Source organism: Halomonas sp. AOP22-C1-8 (assembly GCF_052378905.1).
Lineage (GTDB): Bacteria > Pseudomonadota > Gammaproteobacteria > Pseudomonadales > Halomonadaceae > Vreelandella > Vreelandella citrativorans.
This window is the reverse complement of record NZ_JBQSYD010000012.1, coordinates 65764-85385: the sequence shown is the minus strand read 5'-3', so window position 1 is coordinate 85385 and position 19622 is coordinate 65764. Positions and strand designations below refer to the sequence as shown.

Sequence of the window (19622 nt, the reverse complement as noted above, 5' to 3'; positions counted from 1 at the left end):
ATATCATCAAATTATAAATCAAAGATTAGCTTTAAAAATCTGTCCCGCAACGGAGCATGTTGCTGGTCAAACTCTGGCGAATACTCTTCCTCAAGACTTTCAATCAAGCTCTTTTCAAACTCTTTATCTAATATAAAAAGCGTTTTTATACCATACATGTTATCAAAACAATCTGACTCAAAAAGAGGATCATAAAGCTGTATGCTTATTCGACCAGAAACTTTCGCTTCTAACAAAGCTGTAGAAGTCAATGAAATGAATATATCATAATTTTCAATTGCCTCTTTCATGGTACAATTAACAATATTCGGAAGGTGTTTTAAATAATCCTCTTGCTTCTCCCAAGGGTGCGGCTTGAACACCAATTCAAAACCATTAGCCATGATCTCTCTAGTCACCTTATCAATAATTTTTAGATATTTTCCTCCTTTTGGTTCACCATATTTTGGCCAAGGCTGCCCTAAGAAGCATATTTTTCTCTCTCTGGGTAGTGAAAGAGGTCGAATGGGAATATAAGGTGATGAATGAAATCCCATCACACTAATTTTTTCAGCCGACATGCCTTTTTCGATAAGCAGTTTCTTTTGTTTTTGATTCATCACAAATAAACGGTCTGCGAACCATCCATCAAGTATATAACCTGGTGACTTTCGCTGAAAAACCCCATGCTGAATACAAATACTCTGCTTAATTCCCGCCTGACGTGCTATTTGTATTACCAGCCGTTGTGCAGGCAGAGAATCATTGTCCACAATAACAACTGCGTCTTTAGATGAGTACTGCCGAATCTTTAATTCAAGAGATAAAATAACTAAAGTAAGAAGATTATCTTCACCAGTCACTTCGCCTATTTTCAATCCTTTACACAGTGGTTGCCATAACTTCATTTCAGGAATAAAAGATCGTCCATTTTTAAGACAAAAAAGCAATTGCTTTGGCCCGCCTACAATACATGTCTCAGACTTAGGAAGGGATAGGATGAGCTCATCATATTTTGTTCCCCAGAAAATATACTTCATTGACTTAGCACGAGGCTTAAGAAAAAAACCCAAGAAGATAACGAAAGCTCTAACAATTACATTAGACCATCTAGCGTTTCGCTCGTACATGGACAAAATTGAATCATGAAATCCTCTTTCACCTGCATCTCGTTTAAATACATAATCAAAAAGCTGCCAGTGATCATTTTGAGTTTTTTCTGCAGAGTTACCAGGCATTTTCACTGACAACCACTAATTATTTCAATTTTAACAGGTGTGTTTTTTTCGATACTAAACAACACTTTTTTTCCTACCAATTTATTTAGATATTTAGGCTCTAACCCGAAGCCCGGTCTAACGCTTCTCACTGCATCTTCTGTAATTAGGTCTCCTGCCTGCAAATCCTTAACAAAATACAGCGACCGACGAAACTGAGCATTGCCTTGCTCACTAGACTTCCTTCCGTAATCCACCTTACCCATCGCCTGCCAAGCAGTCTTGGCATCACGACATAGGGCCGCGAGCTCTTTGGGTTCTAATGAAAAACTGTCATCCGGTCCGCCACCTTTACGATCAAGAGTCACATGTTTTTCGATGAGGCTTGCACCAAGGGCCACGCTGGTAATGGCCGTTGTGTTGTCAATGGTGTGATCAGAAAGGCCCGTTACCAACCCGAAACGCTCAATCATGTCTGGAATGGTTCGCAGGTTGTAGTCCTCTGGCGGAGCCGGGTAGCCACTAACACAGTGCAAAATTGCCAACTGCTCACAACCAGCACCGCGGGCCGCATCAATCGCTTCCTGTATTTCCTCGGCATCCGCCATACCGGTTGAAATAATCATCGGCTTACCGGTACGCGCGACGTATTCAATTAATGGTAGGTCTATAGCTTCAAAAGAGGCGATTTTATAAGCTGGGGCACCAAGGTCTTCGAGCAAATCAACTGCTGTAGTATCAAAGGGCGAGCTGAAGATGGTAATACCGAGCTTGCGAGCATGCTCAAATAACGGGCGGTGCCATTCCCAAGGCATATGGGCTTCTTCGTAAAGTTCGTATAGCGTACGCCCATCCCAAAGACCACCCTTGATTTTGAAATCGTCGTTGTCGCAATTGAGCGTAATAGTATCGGGCCGGTAGGTTTGCAGCTTTACCGCATCAGCCCCCGCTTTTTGAGCTTCTTCAATAATGCGTAAAGCATTTTCTAACCTGCCATTATGATTAGCCGAAAGTTCAGCAATAACGTATGGAGGGTGGTCGGAGCCTATACGTCGGCCAGCGATTTCAATATAGGAAAGTCTCATGGATAGTTATGCTCCTTGACCTGCCATTCGCTGCAAAGCAGTCCGAAGCAAATGACATCATGATAGGTATTTCCATCAAAGTGATGGTCTCTTAGCTGAGCCTCACGAGTAAACCCTAGACGCTCATGGAAACGTATTGAACGTAGGTTATAAGCGAGAGCTTCACTACAAAGTTTATGCAGTGCCAAGTGGCAAAACGCGTGATTTAACGCAGTGCTACCTAACATTTGGCCACTGCCACTCTCAGCATCAGGAGCAAGATAAAACCCCCACTCTGCTCGTTTCGCAGTAACATCGAGCACGAAAAAATTGACGAAGCCGAAAGGCTTACCCTCCCGCTTCGCCAACAACAGGTGACGCTGAGGATCAGCTTGAGTGCGTTGAAACCAAGCGCGATGCTCTTCCTTGGTAATCTCATGCTGGGTATACATAAAACGGCGTACATCGGGATGGTTACGCCATTCACGTACTAGCTCGAGGTCAGCCTCCTGAAGCGGCCAGAGTTCAGTGACAGAAGATGTCATAAAGGGCCTGTCTCGTTTTCTTTTATAAATTTGACTAGGCGTTTAGCACCCTTCCCATCAGTGACTGTTTCTGCTGCTAAACTCATTGTATGAAGCATGTCCTTCGAACTCATTGCGGTAAGCTTGGTAGCTAAGTCATCCATACGATCGGGCGTACCGAGACATATCGCGCCACCTGTTTTTGCAAGTGCTTGCGCAATGGGCCACTGATTCTGTGCCAAAACAATCATCAGTGTAGGCAAGCCAAGACAACAGCGCTCCCAAGTTGTACTACCTGCTGCACCAATGGCCAGATCAGCATTCGCCATACGTTGAGCCATATCGGTTACATTGACCACCACTTCAACTTGACAGTCTAACTCGGCCGCTCTAGCTTTGACATCATCTAACCAGGGAGCTATGGCACCCATCACAACTTCTATATTCAAGATGGGGGGCAATTCGCAGTCACGTAAGGCACTAAGTACTTGGCCAGTTACGTTATCTTTATCTACTCCACCTAAACTGATCAGCAGGCGCCTGAATTGCGGATGCTGGCGACGGCGGGCCAAACTCACATCACGTAAGCTGGCAAATTCGGGGCGCAGCAGGGCAAACTGTGGACCTGCCAACACCTGACAGTTTACCGGCACTAAGTCGGCGTAATCGATAATATCACGGCCTAAATTCTGATCGAGCAGCAGGGCGGCGCGATGCGGTCGGTCGGCCAAATCGTCAATCACCATCAAACGAGTTGGCTTGGGCAGCACAACCGCCTCCCACTGCGCATCCAACGCATAGTGGTCCACAACCAGCCAGTCCGGCGCTAAATGTACTAGCAACGACCGACAGGCTTTAGCATCTGCCTGCCAACTGGCACCTAACCAATGCGCATGCCCTGATTGAACGTCACTTTCCTGCACGGCGACACCGTCTTGGTGCACCATGGGCAACCGGTGCGCTGTAAAGCCACGGGCCTCGATCATTTCGATCAAGTGGCCGGGATGCTCGCGACACAGGAAATGGCACTCGGCGCCCTGCTCTCTCAGTGCCGCAGCTAGCGTCAAACAGCGCATTACATGGCCAGAGCCAATCTGTAAGGAAGCATCAGCACGAAATGCGACCATGCTACTTTTTTGATTGTGGTAAACCGGCTTATTCATGCATGAGACCTTTACTTCTCCGCTTGCCAAGCTTTGAAAAGCCATTCAGCGCGCTGCCAGTCCTCAGGAGTATCAATATCCTGCACTCGATGGCGTGGCAATCGTACCGGCACAGCGCCTTCGGTGAAGATAGGTTGATTTTTTAACCAAGCTTCGGCATGGCCCCAGTAGAACTGACCGGCATCGTGCCAAGCCTCCTCCATATCCTGGGAACGGGTGGTGAAATGCTCAGGCTGGAACATCATGACGCGACCCGCAGCAGTTAACCGTAAGGCTCTTTGGATGGGAAAAGCGTAGTTGGTCACTGAGAAAGCATACTCAACATCTATGCTCTGCAGCGCTTGCCATCCGGCTTGAAGATCATCGGGCTGAACAAAGGGAGCGGTTGCATAAAGACAACAAACGGCTTGCGGGACCCGATCACGCTCTCTCAGCCATTCAATCGCATGAGCAATGACTGGAATGGTGCCGGTATAATCATCCGATAATGCTGCTGGACGTTTGAACGGTGTTTCAGCCCCCCACTCGCGCGCCACGGCAGCTATTTCGTCATCGTCGGTTGAAACTATCACCCGATCAAAACATTGGCTAGCAAAAGCCGCTTCAATCGACCACGCGATCATTGGCTTGCCACAGAAGCTTTTAATGTTTTTACGCGGAATGCGTTTACTGCCACCTCGAGCTGGGATCACTGCGATGGAGCCAGCGGCTGACATCTCACTCATCATAGCCTCAATGCCTTGTGCAAGGAGGCGATTACTTGATCTTGCTCAGCCTCGCTCATGGTGGGGAACATCGGCAAGCTGATGGCTTCGGTATAGTAACGTTCAGCCTCTGGGAATTCGCCAGCATGGAAGCCCATGGCCTGATAGTAAGGCTGAGTGTGTACTGGAATGTAGTGAAGATTGACGCTAATACCTTGCTCGCGCAGCGCCTCAAATACCTTGCGGTGAGTCGTGTTGATCTGATCAAGCTTGAGTCGGATCACGTAAAGATGTCGCCCAGAATAACTTTCTGGAAGCTGCCAAGGAATAGTTACCGGCAATATGGCCAACAGGCCATCATAGCGGACGGCAATCGCGTTGCGCCGAGCTACATATTCATCCAAACGGCCAAGCTGGCTAACCCCCAAAGCAGCTTGCAACTCGGTCATACGGTAATTGAAGCCTAGCTCTACTTGTTGATAATACCATGGGCCATCTGCCTCATGAGTCATCAGTACTGGATCCCGAGTCACCCCGTGGCTACGCAGCAGATTCATCTTTTCAGCCAGCAAATCATCATTAGTCAACGCCATGCCGCCTTCGGCAGTGGTAATGATCTTGACTGGATGAAAACTAAAGACAGTGATATCACTGTAGCGACCGTTGCCAATGTACTCATCCTGATACTTACCGCCAATGGCATGCGAGGCATCTTCAATGAGCTTAAATCCATAGCGCTGACTAAGCGCATGAATTGCCTGCATATCGCAAGGTTGTCCACACAGGTGAACTGCCACTACCACCTTGGGTAGGCGCCTTTCCCGCTCGGCCTGCTCGAGCTTGGCCGCTAGCGCCTTTGGGCAGAGGTTATGAGTCCGTGGATCGATATCCACGAAATCTACCTTAGCACCACAATATAAGCCGCAGTTGGCGGAAGCGACGAAGGTAATGGGCGAGGTCCACAGCCAGTCACTCTCCCCCAGACCCAGCGCAAGGCAAGCTATATGCAAGGCTGAGGTGGCACTATTCACCGCCAGCGCATGGCGCGCACCGACTTTATTCGCTACAGTCTGCTCGAAGCACGGCACCATCGGCCCTTGGGTCAGGAAGTCTGACTGAAGCACCGCCAACACGGCATCGATATCGGCCTGCTGGATATCTTGACGTCCGTAGGGAATCATTCAGATGGCTCCAATTTTTTCCCAATTAACATCGATCCACGTTTTGAGCGTGTCGTTGCTCATCCATTCAGGGTTGCTGTCGCTGGCATACTCAAAGCCTTCCGGCACCTTTTTACCATCTTTGATGCGGTTGGCATCTTTATCCCAGCTGTTGATGGCAGGAAGAATTTTGAAGTGCTCGGGGTACTCGTAGGTATAGTAGGCATCCTCAGCTCCGATCATCTGCTCGTGTAACTTCTCGCCGGGGCGGATGCCTACCTCTTCTTGCTTCGCTTCTGGGGCCACTACGTGTGCAAGATCAGTAACCTTCATGGAGGGGATTTTCTTCACGTATATCTCGCCACCTTCCATATCTTCAAAGGCGTGCCAAACGAGCTCGACTCCTTGCTCCAGCGAGATCATAAAACGAGTCATGCGTGCATCGGTAATTGGCAGCACGCCCCTATCCTTTATCGACATAAAAAACGGAATCACCGAACCACGCGAGCCCATGACGTTGCCATAGCGTACCACCGCAAAACGAGTATTGTGGCCACCCGCATAGGAGTTGCCAGCCACAAACAACTTGTCGGAAGTAAGCTTAGTCGCGCCGTAGAGATTGATCGGACTGCTGGCTTTATCCGTAGAAAGTGCCACTACCTTTTTGACGCCTTTATCGATGCAGGCATCAATAAGGTTCATGGCACCAATGACATTTGTCTTGACGCACTCGAAGGGATTGTACTCGGCAGTAGGTACAATCTTAGTCGCAGCAGCATGTACTACATAGTCTACCCCATCCAGCGCACGGTAGACCCGCTCACGATCACGCACATCGCCAATAAAGAAGCGCACACGAGGATCACCATCAAATTTCTTGGCCATTTCCCACTGTTTCATCTCGTCGCGCGAGAAGATGATCACCCGTTTGGGGTTGTAGCGCTCAAGCAACATGGGAATAAAGGTATGACCAAAAGAACCTGTACCACCAGTAACGAGGATGGAGGAATTATCAAACATTTATTTACTACCTATTTAAGTAAGAATCACAAGCACTTAAAGCGAACCTGCTTCGGCAGTGAACTCGCCTGACCCAACCCAGGGTTGCTTTCTTTTCAGCCTTATGTAGGCCATGCTTTTAGATACAAGCATGGTAGCGAAAGCACAACATAATGCCAGCGGTATGCCGTACACAGGGAGCATCAATGAAAACAATGTTGCAAATATGAGAAAAACAATAAAAGCTACTATATGGCTAACTATAATATGCCTGTCCATAGACATTGCATAAAGTCCGTAATGGGGAACCATACTCATGGCAAATAGAAAAATTGCTATAAGAAGAACGTAAAGAATATTCACATTCAGAATATATATTTCTTTTTGCAACCAAAAAAGAACAGGATGAATAAACAGCGCCGCGGATATACTCAATAATACTGTTATAAAAAAAGTTTGGCGAAGCAGCGCTTTCATTCCAACATTAAAATCCTTCAGATCTTGTTCTTTATAAGCCTTGATAATTTTAGGGTATAAAAACACGAATACTGCGGCATCCAAGAAGGACATCACTGCATTGGCCACACCAGCAAAAAGCACATACGCCGCCAAAATATCGGCCCCTGCAACACTTTGAACCCAATATCGATCAGTTGTAAATATCGCCCGAAGCGCTAATGTCGCCACCAGTAACGGAAATGCCACTTTGATTCCACGTCCAATCCACCTCCAGTCTATCGACTGCTGCAAACATCTTCGGTCCAAGGCCAGCAACGCTGTTGAACCCAGCACGCAGGCTGCCAGCGCTCCTAGACACCAGGCAGTGAATACAAACTCAAGAGAGCGCGCTGCATCAAAAAACCAAAAACAAATCGCAACGACGAATGCCCAAAGCCCAGCACGAAAGAAAAGTACTATACTGGCAAGAAGCTGGCGATTCATGGCTACCAGCAACCGGTTCAGCTCTTGCGCGAGATGTTCCAGCACAAGTATCACAAAAAACCAGGGAGCTACTGACCAAGGTAAAAGCTCCAGGTAAAACACCGAGAGCAATAAAGGCAAGATGACGAGATAGGTCACACCAAAAAACACACCCTGGTCACGTAGCAGTCTAGCCCACTGCTTTGGCGAGGTAGCAATTAACTCTCTCGTACTGTAGGAGTAAAAGTCAAAACCTAGCCCAAAGAGTGAATAGCCAATCGTAGCAACCAACAGGCCGTATAAGGCCACTTCAACTGGCTCTAGAAAATATGCCAGAAGGAATAACAACGCAAATTTGGCTAACAATGTGCTACCACGTAGCCCAATATTAATAAAACGCTCCACAGGGATTGCTAGCAAAGCTTATGCCTTATAAACAAATGAGACAAAAGAGAGGAGTAGCATTTCTCGTATCCCGCTCCGGCCATTATATCTTATGAGACATCTTCCAACAGACTATCCCTTACTAACGCAACAAAGTGTGAGAAGAACGCCGCTATAACTGCCAGCATACTTCCCAACACCAGCGCCAAGCCCATAATAATACTACGGCCCGTACCAGATTGTTCAAGACCTTGCACTGCCACCTGTACGACCTCGCCTTCGCTTAACTGAGCGAGACTCTGTTGTATTTCAGCCAAGCGTTCCGTATAGCTGGCAATCAGCTCACCCGCCATTTCGCTGGTGGACTGCTCGACAGCTTCCAAAGCACGTTCGAGGCTCTGTAACTACTGTTCAAGTGCAGCCTGATGACTTTCAAAACGGCTGGCTTGCTCTTCCGCCATACGAGTCAGTAATGCCTCATGCAACCGGGTAACCAGCTCATTATTAGCCTCACTCGCTGTCGAGCCTAAACTAATAAGCAAAGTGTCGTCGGGATTGGCCACTGCCACTTGGAAGGGTAACCCCTTCAATCCTGCCGACTCCCTGAGTTTACGCGTCTCTGACCCGACATAGAGATTATTAGCCTTGGCCAACACCGAATTCGGAGTTTCCAGGGCGCGTCCGGGCGCTTCTTCTGCTATCTGATAGATCGAGACGTACTCATAGGAGCGCTCTGTCAGCAAGGTATAGGCCAAGCCCCCGAACACAACGACGAAGAAGACCGCCACCATGGCTTTCCATCGCTTGATTAGTATCTTGGCGAGATCAATCAAAGAGATTTCATCGTCTTGAGAGTAGTGTTGCGGATGGCGTGAAGTTGATGGGTTCATTCTGTATCGCCGTTATAAGATAAGAAAAATCATAGACACGCTACCGCCCGGGGATTATCGGACGCATTCCCATGCCCTAGAAAGTAACGTACAGGGAGGAAGCCTTGCGGTTTATGCAAAGCCAAGATTTCAAATGCTGACTTATGGCACGCTTTAAGACCTTGAACAGCTGCTTTATTTATAGCTCAAGAGCCTATCCGAAAATTATCCCCAACGCATTATAGACTATCCTTTAGTTTTTGTAGCCTCTCCAACCAAGGCAATGCCATGCAAACCACTCATATTTCACCGAGGGGCCAAACAAGCATTAAAGGTAGGAAGACAGCCGACGGTTGTTACTCACCACTGGAACGGAGCAGGGCGAGATTCACCAGGCATTTATGCACCTTGAATGCCTGCTCGCGTTTTGAATTAATGACAAGCCGTTTTGAAACGCAATCTAAAGCTACAAAAAAACCGACCTCACAAGAGGCCGGTTCTATTAGGTCTGCTAGGCAGATTACCCTTAAAGCAAGGTTATTAAACCAGGCTTAGAAGAAGTAACGAACGCCCGTCAGCCAGTATGCATCGTCAGTCAGGTTATCAAACTGCTGATGTGTGCGGCCGTTGCCAGCTTTGGCATCGTTATCGTTAACTTCAAGGAACACATCCATAGCGCTGGAAACTTTGTAGTAACCACCCAGAGACCATGCTTTGCTGTTGTCCTGACCGTCACGGTTGATGTTGTAGAAATCACCCGTGAATGCCCAAGGACCAGTAGTGTACGTAGCACCTAAACCAACGGTATTATAACCATTTTCTTTAGTTGGGTTCGCATCCAAGTAGCTAGCGTAGCTTGCGCTGTCATTATTCTGACGGTTCTCATAACCCAGACGTGCAGAGAACTGGTCGGTGAACTGGTACTGACCGATCAGGCCATACATCATCTCACCGTTACCGTCGCCACGGCGTACGTCTTCAACAAAACCCAAACCTACCGTAACAGGACCGTTCTCATAACGAATACCACCCTGAGGAGCAATAACGTTACCCTGTTCAGTAGTACGGTGCTGACCGCTTGATAACGGAGCATTCGGGTCTTCGACGTAACCACGCTCACTGTAGTTTTTCAGCTGCAGGAAGGCAGTGAAACCTTCTAATTCAGGCGTGTAGTAACCAATGGAGTCGCCGCGCGACTGTTTGCCGTTACCAGCGAACTGAAGACCGTTGTTGATGTAAACATCGAACGGGCTGGAAACGAACTGCAGGTAGAAGCTGTCGAAGTTACCCGCTTGGAAGGTACCGTACTGCTGGCTCTGAATACCCAGGTAGCTCTGGCGAAGCTCGTCAAAGCCGTTGCCAGCATCTTCTTTGCTGTTGGCTTTGAAGCGCCACTCAAGACGACCAAATGCAGTCATGTCGCTAGTGATCGCCTGGCTCATGCGCAGACCAAGACGCGATCCAACGTTGACGAAGTCGCCACTACGGTTAATACGCTGGCCTTTGTCGTTGTACTGTTTACCACCGCCTTCAATACCCAGACCGATACGGCCATAGATATCCAGCTTGGTGCCGTCCTGGTCATATACGGTAGCTGCTTGAGCGGCAGCCGTGGCGCTCAGGGCGCCGATGATAGCAGTCGCTAAAAGTGTCTTTTTCATGATATAGGTTCCTTAACTAGCTTACTGTTTCGATCGTAGCTGCCGGGCTTATATAGGCCTTCAGCAGTTGGCTTGCGGGCCGTACTCGTTTTCTCATCCTCTGGTTTTTCCCAGTGGTATGTGGCACGTCCTCAAACAAACCTTGTTATAGTCCAATGCTCGCACGTCAAACTCTATACCGGGATTTCACTTAACGCAATAAAAAAAACAGTGTTTTTTTATGAAATAAGCAATTTCAAGGAACCCCACCAGCATAATCAGGTCTCAGCGCGCTTTGAACCTTTGCTGTAGGTCTTTTAATTTATCTTCCATGCTCAACGGCTTCTCTTGTCTAACTTTATCCGCCTCTTCATCCTTGGCTTGGATGGTTTGCGTCGTTATCGCCGGTGCCGGTGCTGATAGGTGGGCACTCTTTTTTTCTAAAGGCTTTCTTTGTGGCGTGCGCTGTACACGCTCTGTTGCCTCTACTCCTTTTTGTTTAGCCTTACGTTTCTCCGCAGCGTGCAAAGCTGCTTCTTTATCTACCTTTCCGGCCAACTGGCCATCCAAGTCAATACGCTCTACCCCTTCCCGTACCGATTTTAAATAACGCGGTAAATTCACGTAATTAGCCAAGGCGCGGCGAATCAGCTTTCCTGACCAGGGCTCACACACTGCCAGGTCTTGATGAATACCGACTTTTAAGGGCTTCGTATGGCCTTTGAAAAATGTATCCGGGTAACGTTTATACCACTCTTTTAGAAGGGCATGAGGAGACGGTGGCTGCGCCCCCGCCTCAGCCGTCTTTGCTACCGCTTCAGCACCTGAGCTGGCTGGCACGGGCTGAGGCTGCTCGGCCGGATATTGAGAAGACGGCGGTGTAACATTTTCACCCACACTCGTCGCACTTAGCTGGCCTGACGTGTTGGCGCTATCAAGCGCGACGGCTTGACCCATGAGTTGCTCTTTTAGCTGTATGTTCTCCCGCCGCAGGGCTTGCAACTCCCTTTGAGCCTGCTCAAGGCGCGATTCCAGGCTGTCTAATAACTGCATTACGCTGGCGGCCATACCTTCTCCTTTGACCTTTTTTAGTCAGCAGTGCGCTCATAAACTACAAAATCGTACGCCGGCTTGCCATCAGAAGGCGTTCCAGCCACACGCTGCACTTCCCGCCACTCATCTGCTGCCAATTCGGGGAACGCAGCATCACCTTCCACTTCAACATCCACTTCTGTGATGTAAAGCCGCTGTACGAATGGTAGCGCTTGACGATAGATCTCTCCTCCCCCCATCACCATAATTTCTTCAGCCGCATCAATCGTTGCCTGCTGGTCTGCCAGTGCCAAAGCGGCGGGCAAGTCGTGGCAGACTCGAACACCGTCGGGTGCGAACTCTTTATTATGTGTTACGACTATATTAAGCCGATTCGGCAGCGGCTTACCAATGGAGGTATACGTTTTGCGCCCCATGACCAACGGTTTTGCCTGAGTCATACGTTTGAAGAATTTAAGATCTTCCGGAAGATGCCAAGGCAGCTTACCATCCACACCAATAACACGGTTTTTGGACATTGCTACAATCATGGCAACAGGGACTAAGGGCTCAAATTCATTGCTGGTAAGGCTCATACCGCTACCTTGGCTTTTATATGGGGGTGGGCGTCATACGCTTCGATGTGGATATCATCAAAGGTAAATGCAAACAGGTCATTCACCTCAGGATTCAGCACCAGCCGAGGCGGTACTTTCGGCTCACGCGTGAGCTGCTCTTTCGCTTGCTCAAAATGGTTGCTATAGAGATGTGCATCCCCCAGCGTATGAATGAACTCTCCCGGCTCAAGCCCCGTTACCTGCGCCACCATCGCCAACAGTAGCGCGTAGCTTGCAATATTGAACGGTACGCCAAGAAAAATATCGGCACTGCGCTGGTAAAGTTGGCAGGAAAGGCGCCCATTTGCTACATAGAACTGAAACAGACAGTGGCAAGGCGGCAGTTTCATTTCATCAACCTGAGCAGGATTCCAGGCGGAGACTATCAACCGGCGCGACTGTGGTGTGGTACGAATTTGCTTCAACACGTTGGCAATTTGGTCGACGCTGCCTCCTTTAGGGTCAGGCCAGCTGCGCCATTGATAGCCATAAACAGGGCCAAGATTGCCGTGTTCATCAGCCCATTCGTCCCAAATGCGTACACCGTTTTGCTGTAAATAGGCAATATTGGTATCGCCTTTCAGAAACCACAAGAGCTCATGGATGATAGAGCGCAAATGCAGCTTTTTCGTCGTTATCAGTGGAAAGCCGCGTGATAAATCAAACCGCATTTGATGACCAAACACCGAGCGTGTGCCCACCCCGGTACGGTCGTTGCGGTCAACGCCATGTTCCAACACAGTGCGCATTAGATCCAAATACGGCTGTTCAAGCGCAGGTTGAGCGCTGGCATTCGTCGTCATATTTGATGTAGGCGTGGTAACAGTCACAGAGTTTCCAAAATTGCAGGCTATATAGAGGCGTATTCTAGGCCGCTTGGCAGCAAGGGTCTAGCGCAAGGGATTAATGGCTGATGAAGCATTCGCAAGCCTTGTGGAATAACGCCCATTGGTACCTCGTTCACCTTGGCACCGCTGCGCGGTGCTCTCGCGGGTGCGCTGCGCTTACCACGCGCTACAAATTCATCTAACGCTTTGATTATTTAGATGTAGCGCGTGGTAACGCGCCGTGAGGGACGAACGGCAAGGCACCCGCGGGAGGCGGCGGAACGACGCCCATGGGTACCTCGTTCGCCTTGGCACCTCTCTGCATTTTGGCACCGCTGCGCGGTGCTTCCGCGGGTGCGCTGCGCTTACCACGCGCTACAAATTCATCTAACGCTTTGATTATTTAGGTGTAACGCGTCGTTGCTTTGGTACTTACTTCACTACTAACGTTTAAACCTTAGCATCCACCGGTTGCGAGCGTGACCATGCCATAAGGACTAATCCTAGTGCGATCATGGGCACCGTCAGCAACATTCCCATGGTGCCCCATCCAAATGCAAGGTAGCCAATATGCGCGTCGGGCATGCGGACAAATTCAACCAGGAAGCGGAATGCGCCGTAGCCGAGTAAAAACAGCCCTGAAATGAACCCTCGCGCGCGGGGTTTGGCAGATACCCACCACAAAATCACAAACAGCACTAGCCCCTCAAGCAGGGCTTCGTAAAGCGCTGAGGGATGGCGGGGCTCTGGCCCCATCCCGGGGAACGGCATCCCCCACGGCAACGATGTTACTCGCCCAGGAAGCTCATGGTTAATAAAGTTACCTACTCGACCAGCGCCCAAGCCAATGGGTACCAGCGGGGCAATAAAATCCGTCAGGGTAAAAAAGGCAAGCTGCTTGCGGCGTGCAAACCACCAGGCTGCCAACAGCACACCGAGCAATCCGCCATGAAAGCTCATGCCGCCATCCCACACCCGGAATATCCATAGCGGGTCAGCCGACCACTGTCCTAAGCCGTAAAAAAGTGCATACCCCAGCCGTCCACCAGCGACCACACCTATCGCACAGTAGAAGATCAGGTCACCAATATCGTCTTTAGTAAGCCCTATCCGAGAAGCTCGCCGACAGCCCAACCACCACGCGGCGATAAACCCCACGACATACATAAGGCCGTACCAATGCACTTGAAGCGGCCCGAGGGAGAACACCACAGGGTCAATTGCTGGGTAATTAATCATTGAAATACTCTAATTACGGAGGAAGAAGAAAGTTACTATGACCATTACTACATCGGTTAAGCCAAAACGAAGCGTAGACCGACCACGGCCAACAACAGCGCAAAGCACAACCTTAATACATGAGCAGGTAGCACATGGGCCAGGCGAACGCCAACACGCGCAAACGGTACGCTGGTGACGACAATGCCAAAAAAAGCAGGCCACATCACAAACCCGGTGGCCCAGGCAGGCAAGAGGGGATGACCCCACCCCATTACCATAAAGGTAATGGCGCCCACTAATGCGATAGGCAGCCCACATGCAGCAGAGGTACCTACGGCTTGTGTCATGGTAGCCCCACACCGAGACAACCATGGTACCGTCATTGCGCCGCCGCCGATGCCAAATAAAGCGGATATGGCGCCTACTATACCGCCGGCCACGACCATCGCAAATTTTCCTGGGGCAATAGAGTCTGGCTTGGGCGATAGACCAAAAACCATCTTGGTTGCTAACAGCAGAACAAAGATGCCAAAGAGCGTGCCCAATACGCCACCCGAAAGACTACCCGCAATAAACACGCCGCCAATGGCGCCCACCATCAAGCCCGGGAGCAGCGCTAAAAACCAGGGGCGACAAACACTTCCTTGACGAAAATGCCCCAGCGCAGAAGAGGCCCCGGTGATGACAATAGTGGCCAACGACGTGCCTACGGCAAGATGCATGGTGATCTCTGGCGGTATGTTTTGCAGGCCAAATGCAAAAACCAGTACCGGAACGATAATAAGCCCACCACCGACACCAAAAAGCCCCGCCATCGTACCTGCCGCCGCGCCCAAGGCTAAGTAACCCAACAAGATAGTCATCACACTCATTGGCCAGGTGCCTTGTGTGGGCTATCGGGCAGCCATTTGGAAATCATTCCCAGTAATTTTTCAGGTTGATAAGGCTTGGTGAGCAAGTCATTCATGCCTGCATTTTTGCACTCGGCAAAGCCTGCGTTGTCCGCATTGGCCGTTAGCGCAATCAGGATGCTAGGGCGCTTTCCGCTTGCCTGTTCATAAGCCCGCCAGCGCCGGGAGGTTTCCAAGCCATCAAGAGTAGGCATAAAAATATCCATAAAGACTAAATCAAACGAGCTAGATTGTTGGCGCTCAAGCGCTTGCTCGCCACTGCTTACGCCCTCGACATCTAACTCGTGAACTTCCAGCATTTGCCGTGCCAGCATCAGGTTAACCGGACCATCATCAACCACAAGAACGCGTAAAACGTGGTTTGGTACGGTATTGGCAGGTGTCACGTCGTTCTCATTAACACGTTGATAAACCAGATTGGTCAGCAACGTGCGCACATCCGCCAAGTGCTCACGAATACCCACAACCTGACGACGACACTGCGAACACTCGTCACTTTCCAGGATGCGTCCTAACTGCTCATCCAAGTCATCAGTTTCACTCTGAAGCAGTGTTAAATAACCTGATTTTAAACGTGACTCTTCTCGAGCCCGGTCACGCCCGGCAACAAGCCGCTTGAGCTGCTGCTGTTGATGATGAATATCATCCAACAGTGCCTGATCTTCTTTTACTTGCTCGGTGGGGTGGCGTGATCGCTGAACGCTTTCAATATAGCGCCCAAGCCCTGAAAACATTTCATTGATTTGGGCCAGGCGTCTCAGCGGTCGAACAGGTGCCCTGTTGAGTTCAGGTACGGTGTGCTTTTTGTCAGGCAACATTTGCAAGACACTAAACCGCAGCGACTCACTATGCCGTTCAAGTTCGTCCAGTTCCTGTATAAAATAGGCCTCTTTCTGTTTTGTACGTACTTTAACCAGCATCAGAAAGGCGGATACATTCATGGAACTGCCCAATAGCAGTGCAAGCGCCACCCACAGGGTGGTACTCCATGGCGCCTGTGTAGGCGACATCCACCAAACGGCGAGCCCAACCAGCATGCACAGCACGACTAGCGCGGCCTGAACAAGCAACATTGGCCAGAGAATAGGCCAAACGATGGCGTTCCAGAAATGTTCTTCGCGATTGCGTTGCATGCGTTCGCGCCTTCCTGATTGGCTAGAGACAATTCACCCCGATGAGGTGATGAGTGTTACGTTACTCGCACAAGTGTACGACTATGCCCTTAAGCTGTCATGCTGAGCGTGTCGATAATGACCAATGCTGAGGACTCTCTATGTGCTTGATGGCATTCGCCTGGCAACCTGGCACAGCGCTGCCCTTACGCTTGGCAGGTAATCGTGATGAGCTTCATGTCCGGCCAACGGCGCCTTTAGGCTATTGGGATAACGCCCCCTCCCTTTTAGGCGGGCGTGACCTTGAAGCAGGCGGCTCATGGCTTGCAGCCACACGAGGCGGTAGAGTCGCGGCGCTTACCAATGTACGCGACCTTGCGATGATGACACCAGCCGATGCGCCCAGCCGAGGCGAACTTGTCGCTAATGCGCTTCAGTGCAGCAATATTGAGCAGTGGCTAACCGACCTTGCTCACCATAAAGCTCAGCGCTACGCAGGGTTTAATTTGTTAGTCGCCACCACAGAGCGACTTTGGTATCTCCATCGCGGCCAGCACGGCATTACGCTCTGCGATGTGCCGCCCGGCGTGCATGGCCTTTCTAATGCGGAATTGAACACTCCCTGGCCAAAAGTGCAAAGCGTGCGAGAAGCACTAGCGCAAAGCTCGCTGGATAACTGGCACTCCCCTTTGAGCCAAGCGCTGCATAATGCTCAACAAGCGCCGGACTCCCAGCTACCCAAGACAGGTGTTGAGCTTGCGCTTGAGCGAAGGCTTTCTGCCGCGTTTATTCTGGGCGAGACTTACGGCACGCGCGCCACGAGCTGGTTAACGCTTGATCACCAAGGCCATATAGACATCACCGAGCAACGCTTTGGGCCCATGGGTCGTTTCAAAGGCGAAACGACCCTGGCCATATAGTGAGGCAGCAGCATTAATCGCGTGGAGGCAACAGATGCGAAAGCTGCCACTCGTCCATGCGCTTATTAAGATGCTCGTGTACCTGGGAAGGCGTATCCAGGTCCATGATTTCAGCCAGTAGAGTTTTGGCATCCTGAAGTGTCACGCGTCGAATGGCCGCACGCACCTTGGGTAAGCTGGGGGCGTTCATTGAAAGCGTGTTAAACCCCATAGCCATCAATAACAGCGCCCCCGCCGGGTCACCGGCCAATTCTCCGCATAAAGAAATGGGTTTATTAAGCCGCTTGGCATCCTGGGAAAGTTCCTGCAGGGCGCCTAAAAGTGCTGGGTGCATCGCATCATAAAGGCTGGAAACCCGTGCATTGTTACGGTCAACCGCCAGCAAATACTGGGTGAGATCGTTACTACCCACAGAGAAGAAGTCGACCCGCTTTGCCAGCGCATCCATTTGATAAATGGTTGCCGGCACCTCAATCATCACGCCCACTTTGGGACGCTTTATGATGATGCCCTCTTCCCCCAGTTCAATAATCGCGCGATCCAATAGTCGCAGCGCCTCATCCACTTCCTCAACATTGGTAATCATCGGGAAAAGCACATAGAGGTTGTTTAGACCATGAGAAGCCTTGAGCATGGCACGCAGCTGCACCATAAGCACTTCAGGATGATCCAGCGTTACCCGCATCCCGCGCCAGCCTAGAAAAGGATTGGCTTCTTCAATAGGGAAGTAAGGCAGGTCTTTATCGCCCCCAATATCCAGTGTACGCATCACCACGGGCAAGGGCGCAAACCCTTCCAACTGTTCTCGATACATACGCATCTGTTCTTGTTCGCCGGGGAAGCGCTCAGCAATCATAAACGGCACTTCCGTACGATAAAGCCCAACACCTGCAATACGGCTTTTAAGCAGTGCGGTGGCATCTACCGCTAGCCCCGTATTGACCATCAGCGGCATTTCATGGCCATCCGGGGTCGTACTGGGCAGGTCCTGCTCATGCTCTAGAAGCTCGCTTAACGCTTGCTCTTCCGCAATTAAGCTTTCATAACGCGACGTCAGCTCAGCCGACGGACGAACAAACAGCCGCCCACGGTGACCATCCAACACAACCGGTGCGCCATTTAAGCGTGGCAATGGTAAATCCATCATGCCCAATACCGTGGGGATACCCATAGCACGGGCGACAATGGCAACGTGCGATGTACCTGAACCTCGCACAGAAACCAGCCCTTTGAGCTTCTCTCGCGGCACTTCGCCCAACATGGCGACACTAATTTCATCGCCCACTAAAATGGCATTATCGGGGTAGGTTTCGGGCGTTGAAGGCGCCCCCTCTTGCAAATGAGCTAATACCCGGCGGCCTAAATCACGAATATCCGCAGCGCGCTCGCGGAGATAATCGTCATCTACCCGTTCCAGATATTGAACGTGGCGGCGCACCACATCGGCCAGCGCACCTGGCGCCCACTGCCCTTCACGAATACGCTTTTCGACCTCTTCAGAAAGGGCTGCTTCACCCAGCATTTGCTGGTAAACATCAAAAAGCGCCAGTTCCTGGGTGGAGATTCGACTGGCTAGACGCTCGGCCGCTGCACGAATTTCATCGCGCGTTTTACCGATCGCCTCTTTTAAACGCGCAATTTCATACGCTTCATTATTGGGAATAAGGTCTGGCACGCTATTAAGGTCAGCCGGTGGCGTAATAACGACCACCTCGCCCATGGCAATACCGGGTGACGCTGCGACCCCTTTAAACATGGCCTGCCCGCCCGGTAATGCAGGCCGCGCAAGGTTACCCGTTGCCAGCGCATGAGCCAGCACGCCTGCCAACTGAGCGGCCATGGTGACCAGGAAGGCTTCATCTTGATCATCATAGCGGCGTTTTTCAGCCTGCTGAACAACCAGCACACCCAGCATATGACGCTGGTGAATAATCGGTACGCCTAGAAAGCTGGAATAGCGCTCCTCACCCGTCGCTTCAAAATAGCGAAAATGAGGGTGGAGCCGTGCGTCTTCCAGGTTCAAGGGCTCGCTGCGCTTGGCTACCAGGCCCACCAGACCCTCCCCTAACGGCAGCACAACGTGTCCTACCGCTTGAGTACGCAGACCAATCGTTTCCATTAAAACGAGCGACTCAAGCTCTTTATCATAAAGGTAGAATGAGCACACATCGGTCTGCATGGCCTTACGGATACGACGCACCATCGTCGACAGCGCGACGTCCAGGTTGCGTGCACCATTTACTTCCTGAATAACACGACGCAATACCTCAAGCATGGACGTTTTACTTTTCACATTGTTTGCCTCGCTGAGGATCTTTTCGACAGACTTTCACCGCTCATCCAGAGCCGTGGAGCACG

Annotated in this window: 19 protein-coding genes; 1 reads left to right on the top strand and 18 read right to left on the bottom strand. The window is 50.4% G+C overall.

Annotated elements, in window-relative coordinates:
• Positions 1-11: 11 nt before the first annotated feature.
• The 17 genes from ACT3TY_RS08655 to ACT3TY_RS08575 all read right to left on the bottom strand — a co-directional run bounded on the left by ACT3TY_RS08655 (position 12) and on the right by ACT3TY_RS08575 (position 16365).
• Complete coding sequence (locus ACT3TY_RS08655; RefSeq protein ID WP_444627910.1) at positions 12-1223, bottom strand: hypothetical protein; 1212 nt, start codon at positions 1221-1223, stop codon at positions 12-14.
• Positions 1220-2281 carry a pseudaminic acid synthase gene (gene pseI / locus ACT3TY_RS08650; RefSeq protein WP_444627909.1) on the bottom strand — a complete coding sequence of 354 codons (1062 nt, stop codon included), beginning with the start codon at positions 2279-2281 and terminating at the stop codon, positions 1220-1222. The genes ACT3TY_RS08655 and pseI overlap by 4 nt, the downstream gene beginning before the upstream one ends.
• Positions 2278-2805, bottom strand: a complete 528-nt coding sequence (pseH, locus tag ACT3TY_RS08645) for a UDP-4-amino-4,6-dideoxy-N-acetyl-beta-L-altrosamine N-acetyltransferase (RefSeq protein WP_444627908.1) — start codon at positions 2803-2805, stop codon at positions 2278-2280. The genes pseI and pseH overlap by 4 nt, the downstream gene beginning before the upstream one ends.
• Positions 2802-3947 carry a UDP-2,4-diacetamido-2,4,6-trideoxy-beta-L-altropyranose hydrolase gene (pseG, locus tag ACT3TY_RS08640; RefSeq protein ID WP_444627907.1) on the bottom strand — a complete coding sequence of 382 codons (1146 nt, stop codon included), beginning with the start codon at positions 3945-3947 and terminating at the stop codon, positions 2802-2804. The genes pseH and pseG overlap by 4 nt, the downstream gene beginning before the upstream one ends.
• A gap of 11 nt (positions 3948-3958) precedes the next feature.
• Complete coding sequence (gene pseF / locus ACT3TY_RS08635; RefSeq protein ID WP_444627906.1) at positions 3959-4675, bottom strand: pseudaminic acid cytidylyltransferase; 717 nt, start codon at positions 4673-4675, stop codon at positions 3959-3961.
• Positions 4672-5832, bottom strand: a complete 1161-nt coding sequence (gene pseC, locus ACT3TY_RS08630; RefSeq protein WP_444627905.1) for a UDP-4-amino-4,6-dideoxy-N-acetyl-beta-L-altrosamine transaminase — start codon at positions 5830-5832, stop codon at positions 4672-4674. Before pseC ends, pseF begins: the two co-directional genes overlap by 4 nt.
• Positions 5833-6831, bottom strand: coding sequence for a UDP-N-acetylglucosamine 4,6-dehydratase (inverting) (pseB, locus tag ACT3TY_RS08625; protein WP_444627904.1), 999 nt, complete (start codon positions 6829-6831; stop codon positions 5833-5835). It abuts the gene before it with no gap.
• 36 nt (positions 6832-6867) lie between these two features.
• Complete coding sequence (locus tag ACT3TY_RS08620) at positions 6868-8151, bottom strand: lipopolysaccharide biosynthesis protein (protein WP_444627903.1); 1284 nt, start codon at positions 8149-8151, stop codon at positions 6868-6870.
• A gap of 74 nt (positions 8152-8225) precedes the next feature.
• Entirely contained in the window at positions 8226-8498 is a 273-nt protein-coding gene (locus tag ACT3TY_RS08615) for a hypothetical protein (protein ID WP_444627902.1), read from the bottom strand.
• 21 nt (positions 8499-8519) lie between these two features.
• On the bottom strand, positions 8520-9005 hold the full coding sequence (locus tag ACT3TY_RS08610) for a Wzz/FepE/Etk N-terminal domain-containing protein (RefSeq protein WP_444627901.1): 486 nt from the start codon (positions 9003-9005) through the stop codon (positions 8520-8522).
• A 530-nt stretch (positions 9006-9535) separates the two neighbouring features.
• Positions 9536-10645, bottom strand: coding sequence for a porin (locus ACT3TY_RS08605; RefSeq protein WP_444627900.1), 1110 nt, complete (start codon positions 10643-10645; stop codon positions 9536-9538).
• Between the two features lie 264 nt (positions 10646-10909).
• Positions 10910-11521: a ProQ/FINO family protein gene (locus ACT3TY_RS08600; protein WP_444627899.1), complete on the bottom strand. Its 612-nt coding sequence runs from the start codon at positions 11519-11521 to the stop codon at positions 10910-10912.
• 191 nt (positions 11522-11712) lie between these two features.
• The gene (locus tag ACT3TY_RS08595) at positions 11713-12252 is read right to left on the bottom strand and encodes a dihydrofolate reductase (protein ID WP_444621941.1); all 540 of its coding nucleotides are present in this window, start codon (positions 12250-12252) and stop codon (positions 11713-11715) included.
• Positions 12249-13076: a thymidylate synthase gene (locus ACT3TY_RS08590; RefSeq protein ID WP_444627932.1), complete on the bottom strand. Its 828-nt coding sequence runs from the start codon at positions 13074-13076 to the stop codon at positions 12249-12251. The genes ACT3TY_RS08595 and ACT3TY_RS08590 overlap by 4 nt, the downstream gene beginning before the upstream one ends.
• A gap of 474 nt (positions 13077-13550) precedes the next feature.
• Complete coding sequence (gene lgt, locus ACT3TY_RS08585) at positions 13551-14339, bottom strand: prolipoprotein diacylglyceryl transferase (protein ID WP_444627898.1); 789 nt, start codon at positions 14337-14339, stop codon at positions 13551-13553.
• 56 nt (positions 14340-14395) lie between these two features.
• The gene (locus tag ACT3TY_RS08580; RefSeq protein WP_444627897.1) at positions 14396-15193 is read right to left on the bottom strand and encodes a sulfite exporter TauE/SafE family protein; all 798 of its coding nucleotides are present in this window, start codon (positions 15191-15193) and stop codon (positions 14396-14398) included.
• Positions 15190-16365: a response regulator gene (locus tag ACT3TY_RS08575; protein WP_444627896.1), complete on the bottom strand. Its 1176-nt coding sequence runs from the start codon at positions 16363-16365 to the stop codon at positions 15190-15192. The genes ACT3TY_RS08580 and ACT3TY_RS08575 overlap by 4 nt, the downstream gene beginning before the upstream one ends.
• Positions 16366-16505: 140 nt before the next feature.
• Between ACT3TY_RS08575 and ACT3TY_RS08570 the strand changes: the two genes are divergently transcribed.
• A complete protein-coding gene (locus tag ACT3TY_RS08570; protein ID WP_444627895.1) occupies positions 16506-17264 on the top strand; it encodes an NRDE family protein in 759 nt (252 codons plus the stop codon).
• A 13-nt stretch (positions 17265-17277) separates the two neighbouring features.
• Here ACT3TY_RS08570 and ptsP read toward each other — a convergent pair whose 3' ends face one another.
• A complete protein-coding gene (gene ptsP / locus ACT3TY_RS08565; protein WP_444627931.1) occupies positions 17278-19539 on the bottom strand; it encodes a phosphoenolpyruvate--protein phosphotransferase in 2262 nt (753 codons plus the stop codon).
• Between the last annotated feature and the right edge of the window lie 83 nt (positions 19540-19622).

Coding starts and splice junctions, on each gene's coding strand:
- pseI (WP_444627909.1), bottom strand. CDS start 2,281: ATGAGACTTTCCTATATTGAAATCGCTGGCCGACGTATAGGCTCCGAC.
- pseH (WP_444627908.1), bottom strand. CDS start 2,805: ATGACATCTTCTGTCACTGAACTCTGGCCGCTTCAGGAGGCTGACCTC.
- pseG (WP_444627907.1), bottom strand. CDS start 3,947: ATGAATAAGCCGGTTTACCACAATCAAAAAAGTAGCATGGTCGCATTT.
- pseF (WP_444627906.1), bottom strand. CDS start 4,675: ATGATGAGTGAGATGTCAGCCGCTGGCTCCATCGCAGTGATCCCAGCT.
- pseC (WP_444627905.1), bottom strand. CDS start 5,832: ATGATTCCCTACGGACGTCAAGATATCCAGCAGGCCGATATCGATGCC.
- pseB (WP_444627904.1), bottom strand. CDS start 6,831: ATGTTTGATAATTCCTCCATCCTCGTTACTGGTGGTACAGGTTCTTTT.
- ACT3TY_RS08610 (WP_444627901.1), bottom strand. CDS start 9,005: ATGAACCCATCAACTTCACGCCATCCGCAACACTACTCTCAAGACGAT.
- ACT3TY_RS08605 (WP_444627900.1), bottom strand. CDS start 10,645: ATGAAAAAGACACTTTTAGCGACTGCTATCATCGGCGCCCTGAGCGCC.
- ACT3TY_RS08595 (WP_444621941.1), bottom strand. CDS start 12,252: ATGAGCCTTACCAGCAATGAATTTGAGCCCTTAGTCCCTGTTGCCATG.
- ACT3TY_RS08590 (WP_444627932.1), bottom strand. CDS start 13,076: ATGACGACGAATGCCAGCGCTCAACCTGCGCTTGAACAGCCGTATTTG.
- lgt (WP_444627898.1), bottom strand. CDS start 14,339: ATGATTAATTACCCAGCAATTGACCCTGTGGTGTTCTCCCTCGGGCCG.
- ACT3TY_RS08580 (WP_444627897.1), bottom strand. CDS start 15,193: ATGAGTGTGATGACTATCTTGTTGGGTTACTTAGCCTTGGGCGCGGCG.
- ACT3TY_RS08575 (WP_444627896.1), bottom strand. CDS start 16,365: ATGCAACGCAATCGCGAAGAACATTTCTGGAACGCCATCGTTTGGCCT.
- ACT3TY_RS08570 (WP_444627895.1), top strand. CDS start 16,506: ATGTGCTTGATGGCATTCGCCTGGCAACCTGGCACAGCGCTGCCCTTA.
- ptsP (WP_444627931.1), bottom strand. CDS start 19,539: ATGCTTGAGGTATTGCGTCGTGTTATTCAGGAAGTAAATGGTGCACGC.